Genomic DNA, 11,701 nt, shown 5'->3' on the forward strand with positions numbered 1-11,701 from the left:
CCCCAGGTGCCGAAGCTGGGTCCGTCTCAGGTTGTAGGACGGGGGCGTGCCCCACCTCCTGAAGGTGGAGGGACGCGGCCCGCCTCCCGTGGGCGACGCAGGCGTCCCCGACACCCGGGCGGCGTCGCCCCCGGCACCCGTACGTCAGCGGTCCACACCGAGGATCAGCCCCGAGGTCGGCACCCCGGTACCCGCCGTGACCAGGGCGTGCGCGGCTCCCTCGGCCTGGTTGACGGAGGTGCCGCGCAGTTGACGGACGGCCTCGGCGATGCCGTTCATGCCGTGCAGGTAGGCCTCTCCGAGCTGGCCCCCGTGGGTGTTGAGCGGCAGCGCGTCGGCGGCGACGAAGTCGGCGGCCTCGCCGGGCCGGCAGAAACCGAACTCTTCCAACTGCATCAGCACGAAGGGGGTGAAGTGGTCGTAGAGGATCCCGACGTCGATGTCCGAGGGACGCAGACCGCTGGTCCGCCACAGCTGACGGGCGACCACGTCCATCTCCGGGAGCCCGGAGAGGCCGTCCCGGTAGAAGGAGGTCATCGCCTCTTGGCGCCGCCCCGCGCCCTGCGCGGCGGCGGTGATCACGGCGGGCGCCTGCCGCAGGTCCCGGGCCCGCTCGGTGGTGGTGACGACGAGGGCCTGGCCGCCGTCGGTCTCCTGGCAGCAGTCCAGCAGCCGCAGCGGTTCCACGATCCATCGCGAGGCCGCGTGGTCGGCGAGGGTGATGGGCTTGCCGTGGAAGTAGGCGGCCGGATTGTTGGCGGCGTGCCGCCGATCGGTGACGGCGACGTGGCCGAACGCCTCGGGGGTGAGGTGGTAGGTGTGCAGGTAGCGCTGGGCGGCCATCGCCACCCAGGAAGCCGGGGTGAGCAGGCCCCAGGGCAGCGACCAGCCGAGGGCCGCGCCCTCCGCCGAGGGTTCCCGTTGCTGGACGCCGGAGCCGAAGCGGCGGCCCGAGCGCTCGTTGAAGGCCCGGTAGCAGACGACGACCTCCGCCACCCCGGTGGCGACGGCCAGCGCCGCCTGTTGGACGGTGGCGCAGGCCGCGCCGCCGCCGTAGTGGATCCGGGAGAAGAAGGAGAGGTCCCCGATGCCGGCCGCCTGGGCGACGGTGATCTCGGGGCTGGTGTCCATCGTGAAGGTGACCATGCCGTCCACGTCGGCGGGGGTCAGTCCGGCGTCGTCGAGGGCGGCCTGCACGGCTTCGACGGCGAGCTTGAGTTCGCTGCGGCCGGAGTCCTTGGAGAACTCCGTCGCGCCGATGCCGGCGATGGCGGCCCGGCCGCCGAGCTGGTCGCGGGTGCGGACGCTCATGCGGTGGCCCCCGGGCGCAGGGTCACGGTGACCGTGCCGGTGACGTGTCGGCCGAGGCCGTTGGCGCCGACGATCCCGATCTCGGCGGTGTCCCCGTCGAGGGCGGTGACGGTGCCGGTGAGGGTCATGGTGTCGCCCGGGTGGTTGGGAGCGCCCAGCCGGATGGCCACCTTGCGCAGCACGGTGTGCGGGCCGAGCCGGTCGGTCACGTACCGGCCGACGAGGCCGTTGGTGGTCAGGATGTTCATGAAGACGTCGGGGGAGCCCTTCTCCCGGGCCAGTTCGGCGTCGTGGTGCACGTCCTGGTAGTCACGGGAGGCGATAGCGCCCGCGACGATCAGGGTGCGGGTCACCGGTATCTCCAGGGGCGGCAGTGTGTCGCCGACCTTCAGCGGTGTCTCGCCGGCGTTCATGCGTGGTCCCTTCCGGTGGCCGGGATCGCGGCGGCCACCGCACCGTTGTCGGGCGGGTGGGGCGGGTCGGCCGGGGCGGTCCCGTCGGCCGGGTCCGGGGCGTCGGCCGGGTCCGGGGCGTCGGCCAGGAGCGTGCCCAGCTCGGCCAGCAGCTCGCTGCCGCAGCCCAGGTACGCGTCCAGTTGGCGCCCCCACAGGAAGTGCCGGTGCACCGGGTGGTCCAGGTCGGCGCCCATGCCGCCGTGCAGGTGCTGCCCCGCGTGCACGACCCGTTTTCCGGCCTCCGAGGCCCACCACCCCGCCGTGAGGACATGGGGGTCCGCCGGGAGCCCCGCGTCGATGCGCCAGGCCGCCTCGTACGCAGTGACCCGGATCGCCTCGGTGTCCATGTACGCGTCGGCGGCGCGCAGCATGACGCCCTGGTTGGTGGACAGCGGCCGGCCGAACTGTTCCCGGGTGGAGGTGTACTCCACGGCCCGGGCCAGCGAGCCGGCGCAGACGCCCGCCTGGAGGCCGGCGAAGGCGGTACGGGCCACCGCGAGCGTGTCCTCGTACGCCCCGGGGCCGTCGCCGAGGCGCTCCCCGTCGGCGTCGGTGAGCTCCAGCCGTCCGGCGGCCCAGGGGGCGGTGGTCTCCACCGGGGTGGTCCGCACGCCGGGCGCGTCGGCCCGTACGAGCCACAGGGCGCGGTCCGCGTCCGGGACCAGGACGTGCGTGGCGTCCCGCAGCCAGGGCACGAACGGCGCCGTACCGGTGAGCCGTCCCGCCGGGGAGGCGCTGATCCGGCCGCGGGCGGGGAAGGCTCCGCACACCACGGCCTCGCCGGTACCGAGGGCAGGCAGCAGTCGGGCGCGCTGCGCGTCGCTGCCGTGCCGGGTCAGGGGCAGGATCCCGTACGCGCAGGTGGCCGCGTACGGGACCTGGGCGGTGGTGCGGCCCTGCTCCTCCAGCAGCAGGACGAGGCCGAGCAGGCCGACGTCCTCGACCGCGGCGGTGAGTCCGGCGGCGGTGAGGGCCTTCCACAGTTCGGCGTCGCTGCCGGTGCCCGCGGCGGCGAGGCGTTCGTGGGTGGCGAGGTCTGCGAAGATCGTTGCGGCGAGGTCGGCCGCGGCGGCCTGTTCCTCGGTGGGGTGGAAGTCCATCAGCCCTCGCTCCCTCGGAAGACGGGCAGTTCGAGTTCCTCGTCGACCCGCAGGAACTCCAACCGGACGGGCATCCCGATGCGCACCTTGTCGTAGGGGACCCCGGTGATGTTGCTGACCATCCGGACCCCTTCGGCGAGTTCGACGAGCGCGACCGCGTAGGGCGGCGCGAAGGCCGGGAACGGCGGGTGGTGCATCACGACGTACGAGAACACCGTGCCGACGCCCGCGGCCTCGACGGTGTCCCAGTCGGGGCAGGCGCAGGCGTTGCAGCCGGGGAGCCACGGGAAGCGCAGGGTGGCGCAGCCGGTGCAGCGTTGGATGAGGAGCCGGTGCTGTGCGACCCCGTCCCAGAACCCGCGGTTGTCCCGGTTGATGACCGGGCGGGGCCGGCGGGCGGCGGGCTGTCGGTCGGCGGACTTCCGGTCGGCGGGGGCCGGGGGCACCGCTGCGGGCGCCCGGACGGCCGCGGCCCTGGCCGCCGGGGCGTACTTGAGGATGCGGAAGCGGTGTGTTCCGGCGAGTACGCCGTTCGCGTGGACGTCCATCCGGGTCGTCACGAAATGCCCGCTGCCCAGCTTCGTCGTCTTGCGCGCCGAGACCGACTCGATCACCGCGTCGAAGGTCACCGCGTCCCCCGGGCGCAGCGGCCGCAGGTACTCCTGCTCGCAGTCGGTGGCGACCACGGAGGTGCAGCCCGCGCCGTCGAGGAGGCCGAGCAGCTCGTCGTAGGCGGAGGACCGGTCGGTGTGGCCGGACAGCCCACCCATGGTCCACGCCTGGAGCATGGTGGGCGGTGCGACGGCGCCGGGCCCGGTGTAGGCCGGGTTCGTGTCCCCCATCGCCTCGCACCAATGCCGGATCATCGGCTCGTTGACCGCGTCCTTGGCCCGCCCCCCGGTGGCGGCGGGCCGCCCCTCGAACGCCTTCAGCCGCTCGTGGAACGGGTCCGCCCCGTCGGCGGCCGGTGCCCCGGTCATCGCTTCCTCCCCTTCATGCCGAGCCGCATCATCGCGACGATCTCCCGCTGGACCTCGCTGACCCCGCCGCCGAACGTGTTGATCTGGGCGGCCCGGTTCATCCGCTCCAGCTCGCCCCCGGCGAACGCGTCGGGCCCCCGGACCAGGGCGTCCTCGCCGACCACCTCCTGGCACATCCGGTACACCTCGACGGTGGACTCGGTGCCGAGGAACTTCACCCCGCTGGCGTCGCCCGGGGCGAGGGCGCCGGCGCCCACGTCCTGGACGAGGCGCCAGTTGAGGAGGCGTACGGCGGCCAGCCGGGCGTGCGCCTCGGCGAGCCGGGAGCGCACCCAGGGCCGGTCGGCCGGGCGGTCACCGGTGGCCGGGTCCGGGGTCCGGGCGTGCCGCAGGGCCGCCCCGTAGAAGTCCTCGGCCTGCATGCCGATGGCGGCGAGGGCGACGCGTTCGTGGTTCAGCTGGTTGGTGATCAGGCTCCAGCCCCCGTGCTCGGGGCCGACGAGGTGACCGGCAGGCACGCGCACGGAGTCGTAGTACGTGGCCGTGGTGGTGAGCCCGCCGACCGTCTCGATCGGGGTCCAGCCGAAGCCAGGACTGTCCGTGGGCACCAGGACGATCGAGATGCCCTTGTGCTTCGGGGCCTCGGGATCGGTCCGGCAGGCGAGCCAGATCCAGTCCGCGTTCTGGGCGTTGGACGTGAAGACCTTCTGCCCGTCGATCACCCACGCGTCGTCCTCGCGCAGGGCCCGGGTGCGCAACGAGGCGAGGTCGGTGCCCGCCTCGGGCTCCGAGTAGCCGATGGCGAAGACGATGTCGCCCCGGAGGATCCGGGGCAGGAAGTAGGCCTTCTGCTCCTCGGTCCCGTACTTCATGAGGGTGGGGCCGACGGTGTTGAGCGTGACCATGGAGACGGGTGCGCCCGCCCGGTAGGCCTCGTCGAAGAACACGAACTGCTCGTCCGCGCCCCGGCCTTGCCCGCCGTACTCCACGGGCCAGCCGAGGCCGAGCAGTCCGTCCGCGCCGATCCGGCGCAGGACCGCGCGCTGCGCTTCGAGGCCCTCGGGCACCCCGTCCGGCAGCAGGTTCTTGAAGTACGCGCGCAGTTCGGCGCGCAGCCGCAACTGACCTTCGGTCGGGGCGAGGTGCACGGCGCTTGGCCTCCCGGCGGGACATCGACAGAATGAACCTGACTGTCCGTCAGATTTGATGGCGATGTCAAGGTCGGGAACCGAGGTCGAGCGGCGGGTGCCGGCCCGCAACGGACGGGCCGCGGCCGGCGACGGACGGGCTGCGGACACGCGGGAGCGCCCGTACGACCGGACCCCAGCCGGTCCGGTCGTACGGGCGCCCTCAGCGGTAGGTGGCCGCCCGAGCGGCCCGCGGGACCACGGTCACCAGGGGAAGAAGTTCACCGCGATGTTCGAGTTGCCCTGCTGGATCGCCGTGAAGGCCGAACCGTTGACCTGCGCGGTGTTGTTCTGGTTCGACGCACCGGAGCCGGTGGCCACCTGCTGCGAGGTGGAGGAGTTGCCGTTGTTGTTGCCGCCCACACCACTGCCGATGATGCTCGCGACGCTCGCATTCGATCCGTCGTTCGCGAAGGAGCCGTTGTCAGCTGCGGCCACCCCGCCGAAGAGGGTGGCGGCGAGGGGGAGAGCGGCGACGGCGGCGATGACGCGGGCGGTACGGATGCTTGCCATGTCTGAATCCTCCAGGAACCGAAGTCGGGTGTACTGCGGGGCAGTTGGCCGACCGCCCCGGTCGTTGCGTTGCTGACGACGTCGCGGAACCAGAGTTGCCCACCGAATCCCCGGCGAACCACCCCGCAGTAACCGATTCCCCCGCAAGCATGACCAACCCGGGATAAACCCGGTTCGCTCCGCCGACGCCGCGGATCAGCGCCCCGAGCAGCGGCGAAACCCGTGCCGCACAAGGGGCGAAGCGTTACGCCAAACCCGCCCGCCCCGGACATGCCGAAGAGAGCCGCGTCATCCGGGAACCCGACCGTCTCCCGGGCATGCGGCCCTGCGATACCAACCTTCACGCCCCCTGCGCGCCCCCGGCGCCCGCCGGGGCATACCAACCGTGCCCCGATCCCGGAGCACTGCGCGACGCGATCCACGGCCACGACCGACCGGGCTCAAGCGCCTCGCGTTTCCTACGTCGTACGGGCTGACACCCTTGGCACTGCGTGCTGCGCACTTCGCCTTAAGTACGTCACCCTTCGCACGTCACACATCCGACTGCGTGCTTCGTACGTCACTCGTCACGCGTCGCCGCGCCTCGTGCGCCACGCTTCACGCTCCGCGCCTCGTGCGCCACGCTTCACGCTCCGCGCCTCGTGCGCCACGCTTCACGCTCCGCGCCTCGTGCGCCACGCTTCACGCTCCGCGCTTCATGCGTCGCGCTGTATGCCTCGCCCAGGCGGCTTCACGCCGACCGCGCCTGCCTATTCCGGGACCACAGCGTCCGGTCCCACGGGCGCAGCAACCTGTCCGACACCGTTCCGTTCCTGCCACTTCGGATCCCACCGCGCACGGCTACGCCACTTCCGACTCCACCGCTTGCGACTGCACAGCTTCGGGTCCTACGCCTTCGGCTCCCGCCCGCTCGGGTCGCACTACCACCGACCCGCCACCTCCGGCACTACGACCTCTGACCCGACGACCAGCGGTCGTCCGGCACCGGCGGCCCCATGGCCACCGTTCCCACTTCCGTGGCGCCTGCTCCCACGGCCCAACCCTTCAAGCACTCACGTACTCACTGGCGCCACGTACTCACTCACTCGGGTACGCACCGACCTCACACACCCGCCCTCGCGCCCGGCACCGTTCCCGGCCACACCACGGCGGACTGCGGACGAACTCTCCTACGCGGCCAGCCCCAGCTGTCCCCGGCCCGCAGCGCGGTGGGTCGTCACGGCGACCGGACCGGAAGGCACCGTCGCGGCGGGCTCGGTTCCAGCGCCCGTACGAACGGCACCGGCGGTTCCGGAGTTCCCGGCGAGCGCGGCAGCAGTGGTCGAGCGGCGGACGGACGGGGTCTTGCCGTGGGCCTCGGCGCGGATCCGCTGCTTGATCGTCGGCGGCAGCGACCCGCCCCGCATCATCGCCCGCCACGTCCGCCGCGCCTCGACGGCCGGTCGGCGCACGGCGGGAACCGCGGGAGCGGCCGCGGCGGCGGCTGCCACCGGGGCGGCCTTCGAGGCGAGGCCGAGGAGGCCGAGGAGCGCCACCAGAGCGGCGAGGACGGTGGACCAGATCGACGTGACGGTGCTGCGGTGGTTCATGACGAGCGCCTCATTTCCCGATGTTCCGACGGATGGATCTGAATACATTCGTCATGATGTGGTCGCAACCGGAGAGCCCCCTCAACGCGCGCCGATCTTCCGACAAACACCACTCGAAAGGCCCAAAAGCGCCCTTTCACATCTGACAAGATCATGGAACGACCGGCACCCGGACACCGATGAGACAGGGGCAGCGCATGATCATTCAGCAGGAACTCTCTTTCAACACACAGGAGTTGCTGGCCCTCTACGAGTCGGTCGAGTGGGTGGGCTACACCTCGGACCCGGAGCGCCTGCGCCGCGGCGTGACCAACTCGCATCTGGTCCTGACGGCTCGGGACGAGTCGGGGCAGCTCATGGGTCTGGCCCGGACGATCTCCGACGACGAGCACGTCTGCTATGTCCAGGACCTGCTCGTGGACCCGGCCCACCACCGCAAGGGCATCGGCCGCGCGCTGCTCGAAGCACTCAAGGACCGCTACCGGCACTGCCGCTTCTTCCTCCTCTCCACGGACCACGCCGCGTCCCCCGAGGGCAAGGTCAGCCACGCCTTCTACCGCGACCTGGGCTTCCTCTCGTACGAGGAGAAGGAAATCGCTGGCTTCGGCCTCCCCCGCGACCGCTGACGCCCCGACCACCCGACCACCGCGAGGATGCCGACCGTGTCGCTCACCCACCTCACGCTCGCGTGCGGGCGAACCACCGGCGTCGCCGACATCCGTCTCACCACGACCTACGGCGACATGCTGGAGAGCTACCCCTTCTCCCGCCTGAACGACATGAAGCTCAGCTCGGCCGACGCCGCCCTGCTCTCGCTCCCCTGGACCGACCTCGCGCAGGACCGCGAGCGGTAGGAGCGTCGTCCCGCACGCCCGAGGCGGCCCGGCAACCCGAAAACCCGCTCGCCCCCGTTACCCCGACGGGGAACAGTCCCGGCCGTGGGCACGGACCTGACGGTTTCATCGAATGCCGATGGAACGAACACCTCGACGAGGACGACCGCGACCGGCACGGGGCCATCAACCTCGCGCACCGCTACGACGGCCGCACCCGACGGATCCTGGGAGTTCCGGGGCCGCAACACCGACCTCGCCCGATTCGCCGAGCTCGCCGGCGTGACCGACCCGGTCGCCCTGCACCGCGCCGGCAGGTCGTACCCCGAAGGCACGGAATGGCCCGACGCGACCGCCTCGTCCGCGTCGGCCGCCTCACCCGCGCCCGAGCGGTCCCGGACACCGACCGGGGCGCCGTCCGCACGGCCATGCGCACCCTGGCCGACCGCCACGGCGCCTGCGCCGTCCGCATGGTCGTCCGGTTCACCTGACCCCACCGCCCCCGGCACCGCCCGAACCCCCGCCCGCCATGCGAACGGCCCCTGACCACATATCCGGGTCAGGGGCCGCTCTCCGCGGTGGGTGTGGGATTTGAACCCACGGTGACATCGCTGCCACGACGGTTTTCAAGACCGTTCCCTTAGGCCGCTCGGGCAACCCACCTGGCCGGTACAGAGTACCGGGATGTGGGGGTGGGTGGGGTGGGTGTTCCCGGCGGGGGCGGGGTGGGGCGGGTCAGGACGTCTGGGCCCTGTCGTAGGCCGCCTTGGCTTCGTTGCCGAAGTAGGGGCCGTACATCCGGTTCGGCAGGAAGACGTAGCCGAAGCTGTTCACCGAGACCTGGGTGCCGAGGCCGGTCGCCTCGTTGAAGTCCTGGAACCAGGGGCCGCCGCTGGAGCCGCCGGTCATGTTGCAGCCCAGGCCGTGGTCCTTGGTGAGCAGGAAGTCCTTGTTGCTGTTCCCGCTGCAGTAGACGAGCTTGGAGCCGTCGTAGGGCGCGGCCGCGGGGAAGCCGAAGGAGTACATCTTCTTGTTGTAGCCGCCGTTGAAGAGGATGCCCTGGGCGCCGACGACCTGGCTGAGTTTCTGGCCGTTCAGGGGGGCTACGACGGCGAGGCCGACGTCCATGTTCATGTCCTCGCTCGCCGCCCACTGGTCCGTGGCGAAGGTCTTGGTCGCGGACCACTGGCCGTACGGCGCGTTGCCGTTGTCGTAGGCGGGCACGAAGACCCAGTTCGTGTGCCAGGCGCCCTGGTACTTCACGCAGTGGCCGGCGGTGATGACCGTGCTGCCGTTGGCGCTCGTGACCGAGTCGCCGGAACAGGACGCGGTCCGGCCGCCCATCGTGAAGAAGACCCGGCCCGAGGTCTTCACGATCGCCCCGCCGCCCGTCCAGGCGCCGCCCGCCTGCGGGAACGCCGTCGGGGAGGCCGAGGTCGAGGCCCTCGCGGGGGAGGAGGTCGAGGCGGCCGTCGGGGCCACGAGGGTGGGCCGGCCGGCTGCCGAGGGAGCCGAGCGGACGGAGCCGGGGGCGGCCGTCACGTCGAGCGGGACGGCTTGGCGCATCCGTTCCGCGGTCCAGAACCCCTGGCTGTGCTGCTGTCGGAACGAGGTGGGCGTGGGTTCCGCCGCGACCGAGGGGGTGGCCGCCGTCAGGGCTCCCGCGAGCAGGGTGCCCGCGGCGAGGAGGACGGACGCCGCCGTGCGATGACGATTCACGCAGGACTCCTTCTGCCGTGCCCGGACCGGTCGGGCCCGGGCAGGGTGGGGGTGAAGAGCGCTGTCGGTGCGGATCTGTCGGTGCGGATCGGCTGTGCGGACGTGCAGGTGTGCGGACATTTGCAGTGTGCGGACGTGCGGGTGTGCAGGTGTGCGGATGCGCAGCCGTGCGGGCGTACGGATCCGCCGTGCTGCCGCGCGTGGCCGGGGCAGAATCGCACGGGGGCGGTGAGATGTCAGCGGGCAGTCTGAACGTTCGGTCGGTTCCGGCCATGAAATGGCCAACTCCGCTTGCTCCTACTCACTTTGTCGTGCCCAAGCCTCACACCGCCCCCGCCCATCGCACGCTCCCCGCGCGTCACATCGTGAGCAGGACGCCCACGTACGAGACCCCCGCCACCATCACCCACGCCCCCAGCCCCAGCAGCGCGGCCCGCCCGCCCGTCCGGGCCAGCGTCGGCAGGTGCACCGCGCTCCCGAGGCCGAACAGGGCGGCCGCCAGGAGTGCCTCTTGGGTCGTGTGCGCCCATTCCAGCGCCACGTCGGGCAGCGTGCCCGTGGCGCGCAGCGCGGCCGCGGCCAGGAACCCGGTCACGAACAGCGGTACCGGGGCGGGCCTGCGCCCCGACGGGGTGCGTACGCCGCGTCGGCGGGCCCGTAGCGAGAAGGCCACGGCCGCCACCAGCGGGGCCAGCAGGGCCACCCGCATCAGTTTGATGAGGACGGCCTCGCCGAGCGCGCCGGGGCTGGCGGTCTGCGCGGTCGCCACGACCTGCCCGACGTCGTGGACGCTCGCGCCCACCCAGCGCCCGAAGGCCGGGTCGGAGAGCGCCAACGGGCTCTGGAGGAGCGGGAGGACGGCGATGGCGAGGGTTCCGCAGAGGGTGACGAGGGCCACCGAGGAGGCCACGTCCTCCTCGTCGCTGCCGGAGACCTGGCTCACCGCGCCGATCGCGGAGGCGCCGCAGATCGAGTAGCCGGTGGCGATCAACAGGGGTTGGTCGCCGGGGAGTCCGAGGCGGCGGCCCAGCCAGAGGGTGCCGAAGAAGGTTGCCGCGACGACGCCGGTCACCATCAGCACGGTCGCCCAGCCCAGCTTCACCACCTGGTCGAGGCCCAGTCCCAGGCCGAGCAGGACGATGCCGATCCGCATCAGTCGCCGGCCCGCCAGGGACAGGCCGGGGCGGGCGGGTCCGCGGACGACGTCGCGCAGGCGGGGCAGGTGGGCGACGGCGATGCCGAGTACGACGGCGGCGGTGAGCATCGGCACCGCCGGGACCAGCAGGTGCACGCCCCACGCCACCAGCGCGCCGGCGGCGGCCAGGAGCAACCCGGGCCGGGAACTCCGTGTTTCACGTGAAACGTCGAGCAGCCGCACCCGCTCCGGCCGGTGCGGGATGCGGTTCAGCAGGGCCATCAGTCCACCGGCTCCGGGTAGACCCGGCGGACACTGCTGCCCAGGCGGGCCACGTCGGCGCCGTAGACGTGCAGCGAGATCGCCGTCGTACGACAGGAGTTGCGCACCTTGTGGATGTCGCCGGGCGGGGCGAAGCCGCACACGTCGCCCTGGCCGTTGACCACCTGCTCGGTCGCCACCAGCCGCGCGGGCCGCGTCGGGGACGCGGCGGGGGCGAGGCGGTAGCGGATCTCGCTCTCCGCGCCCTCGTGCACCCCGGCGACGCACCAGGAGACGTGGTCGTGGATGGAGGTCTCCTGGCCGGGCAGCCACACCAGGGCGACCACCGAGAAGCCGCCGTCCGGTTCCGTGTGCAGGATGTGCTGCCGGTACCGGTCGGGGTGGCCTTCGCGCTGCCCCGCGGTGAGCAGGTCGGGCGTGCCCAGGTGCGGGGCGAGCCGCTCTCCGACCAGGTAGGCGGTCAGGTCGGGGGCCAGTCCCCGGTCCACGACCCTGCGTATCTCACTGACGAGGGCGGCCATCCTCGCTGTCGTTCGGGCCGGCGTGGTGGTGGTCATGCGAGCAGCGTCCGCCCGGGCGCCCATCACGTCCAACACC

At 72.3% G+C, this 11,701-nt stretch carries 13 protein-coding genes and 1 tRNA gene; 3 read left to right on the forward strand and 11 right to left on the reverse strand.

Going from position 1 to position 11,701, the window contains the following annotated elements:
* Positions 1 to 144: 144 nt before the first annotated feature.
* From AB0D46_RS00590 to AB0D46_RS00620, 7 genes are all read right to left on the reverse strand, one after another.
* Positions 145 to 1,311: a lipid-transfer protein gene (locus AB0D46_RS00590; RefSeq protein ID WP_362875042.1), complete on the reverse strand. Its 1,167-nt coding sequence runs from the start codon at positions 1,309 to 1,311 to the stop codon at positions 145 to 147.
* Entirely contained in the window at positions 1,308 to 1,703 is a 396-nt protein-coding gene (locus AB0D46_RS00595) for a MaoC family dehydratase (RefSeq protein WP_362875454.1), read from the reverse strand. Before AB0D46_RS00595 ends, AB0D46_RS00590 begins: the two co-directional genes overlap by 4 nt.
* Positions 1,704 to 1,720: 17 nt before the next feature.
* Positions 1,721 to 2,866, reverse strand: a complete 1,146-nt coding sequence (locus AB0D46_RS00600; RefSeq protein WP_362875043.1) for an acyl-CoA dehydrogenase — start codon at positions 2,864 to 2,866, stop codon at positions 1,721 to 1,723.
* Positions 2,866 to 3,846 carry an OB-fold domain-containing protein gene (locus tag AB0D46_RS00605; RefSeq protein ID WP_362875044.1) on the reverse strand — a complete coding sequence of 327 codons (981 nt, stop codon included), beginning with the start codon at positions 3,844 to 3,846 and terminating at the stop codon, positions 2,866 to 2,868. Before AB0D46_RS00605 ends, AB0D46_RS00600 begins: the two co-directional genes overlap by 1 nt.
* On the reverse strand, positions 3,843 to 4,994 hold the full coding sequence (locus AB0D46_RS00610) for an acyl-CoA dehydrogenase family protein (RefSeq protein ID WP_362875045.1): 1,152 nt from the start codon (positions 4,992 to 4,994) through the stop codon (positions 3,843 to 3,845). The genes AB0D46_RS00605 and AB0D46_RS00610 overlap by 4 nt, the downstream gene beginning before the upstream one ends.
* Positions 4,995 to 5,237: 243 nt before the next feature.
* Positions 5,238 to 5,546, reverse strand: coding sequence for a hypothetical protein (locus AB0D46_RS00615; protein ID WP_362875046.1), 309 nt, complete (start codon positions 5,544 to 5,546; stop codon positions 5,238 to 5,240).
* A 1,169-nt stretch (positions 5,547 to 6,715) separates the two neighbouring features.
* Positions 6,716 to 7,135, reverse strand: coding sequence for a DUF6344 domain-containing protein (locus AB0D46_RS00620; protein WP_362875047.1), 420 nt, complete (start codon positions 7,133 to 7,135; stop codon positions 6,716 to 6,718).
* Positions 7,136 to 7,332: 197 nt separating this feature from the next.
* Here AB0D46_RS00620 and AB0D46_RS00625 point away from each other — a divergent pair, with 197 nt between their 5' ends.
* The 3 genes from AB0D46_RS00625 (at position 7,333) to AB0D46_RS00635 (ending at position 8,459) form a co-directional block, all read left to right on the forward strand.
* Positions 7,333 to 7,761, forward strand: coding sequence for a GNAT family N-acetyltransferase (locus AB0D46_RS00625; protein WP_362875048.1), 429 nt, complete (start codon positions 7,333 to 7,335; stop codon positions 7,759 to 7,761).
* Positions 7,762 to 7,797: 36 nt separating this feature from the next.
* The gene (locus tag AB0D46_RS00630; RefSeq protein WP_362875049.1) at positions 7,798 to 7,989 is read left to right on the forward strand and encodes a hypothetical protein; all 192 of its coding nucleotides are present in this window, start codon (positions 7,798 to 7,800) and stop codon (positions 7,987 to 7,989) included.
* 317 nt (positions 7,990 to 8,306) lie between these two features.
* Positions 8,307 to 8,459, forward strand: coding sequence for a hypothetical protein (locus AB0D46_RS00635; RefSeq protein ID WP_362875050.1), 153 nt, complete (start codon positions 8,307 to 8,309; stop codon positions 8,457 to 8,459).
* A gap of 85 nt (positions 8,460 to 8,544) precedes the next feature.
* Here the strand turns inward: AB0D46_RS00635 and AB0D46_RS00640 are convergent.
* The 4 genes from AB0D46_RS00640 to AB0D46_RS00655 all read right to left on the reverse strand — a co-directional run bounded on the left by AB0D46_RS00640 (position 8,545) and on the right by AB0D46_RS00655 (position 11,661).
* Positions 8,545 to 8,631 (reverse strand) — tRNA-Ser (locus tag AB0D46_RS00640).
* Between the two features lie 72 nt (positions 8,632 to 8,703).
* On the reverse strand, positions 8,704 to 9,687 hold the full coding sequence (locus AB0D46_RS00645) for a peptidase (protein ID WP_362875051.1): 984 nt from the start codon (positions 9,685 to 9,687) through the stop codon (positions 8,704 to 8,706).
* Positions 9,688 to 10,045: 358 nt separating this feature from the next.
* On the reverse strand, positions 10,046 to 11,104 hold the full coding sequence (locus tag AB0D46_RS00650; protein ID WP_362875052.1) for a putative sulfate exporter family transporter: 1,059 nt from the start codon (positions 11,102 to 11,104) through the stop codon (positions 10,046 to 10,048).
* Complete coding sequence (locus AB0D46_RS00655; protein ID WP_362875053.1) at positions 11,104 to 11,661, reverse strand: cysteine dioxygenase family protein; 558 nt, start codon at positions 11,659 to 11,661, stop codon at positions 11,104 to 11,106. The genes AB0D46_RS00650 and AB0D46_RS00655 overlap by 1 nt, the downstream gene beginning before the upstream one ends.
* Positions 11,662 to 11,701 lie beyond the last annotated feature (40 nt).

The organism is Streptomyces sp. NPDC048383 (assembly GCF_040651775.1).
Classification (GTDB): Bacteria; Actinomycetota; Actinomycetes; order Streptomycetales; family Streptomycetaceae; genus Streptomyces.

What these genes read in the sequence shown, in the direction of transcription:
- AB0D46_RS00590 (WP_362875042.1), bottom strand. Translation starts at nt 1,311, where the DNA reads ATGAGCGTCCGCACCCGCGACCAGCTCGGCGGCCGGGCCGCCATCGCC.
- AB0D46_RS00600 (WP_362875043.1), bottom strand. Translation starts at nt 2,866, where the DNA reads ATGGACTTCCACCCCACCGAGGAACAGGCCGCCGCGGCCGACCTCGCC.
- AB0D46_RS00605 (WP_362875044.1), bottom strand. Translation starts at nt 3,846, where the DNA reads ATGACCGGGGCACCGGCCGCCGACGGGGCGGACCCGTTCCACGAGCGG.
- AB0D46_RS00615 (WP_362875046.1), bottom strand. Translation starts at nt 5,546, where the DNA reads ATGGCAAGCATCCGTACCGCCCGCGTCATCGCCGCCGTCGCCGCTCTC.
- AB0D46_RS00620 (WP_362875047.1), bottom strand. Translation starts at nt 7,135, where the DNA reads ATGAACCACCGCAGCACCGTCACGTCGATCTGGTCCACCGTCCTCGCC.
- AB0D46_RS00625 (WP_362875048.1), top strand. Translation starts at nt 7,333, where the DNA reads ATGATCATTCAGCAGGAACTCTCTTTCAACACACAGGAGTTGCTGGCC.
- AB0D46_RS00635 (WP_362875050.1), top strand. Translation starts at nt 8,307, where the DNA reads ATGGCCCGACGCGACCGCCTCGTCCGCGTCGGCCGCCTCACCCGCGCC.
- AB0D46_RS00650 (WP_362875052.1), bottom strand. Translation starts at nt 11,104, where the DNA reads ATGGCCCTGCTGAACCGCATCCCGCACCGGCCGGAGCGGGTGCGGCTG.
- AB0D46_RS00655 (WP_362875053.1), bottom strand. Translation starts at nt 11,661, where the DNA reads ATGACCACCACCACGCCGGCCCGAACGACAGCGAGGATGGCCGCCCTC.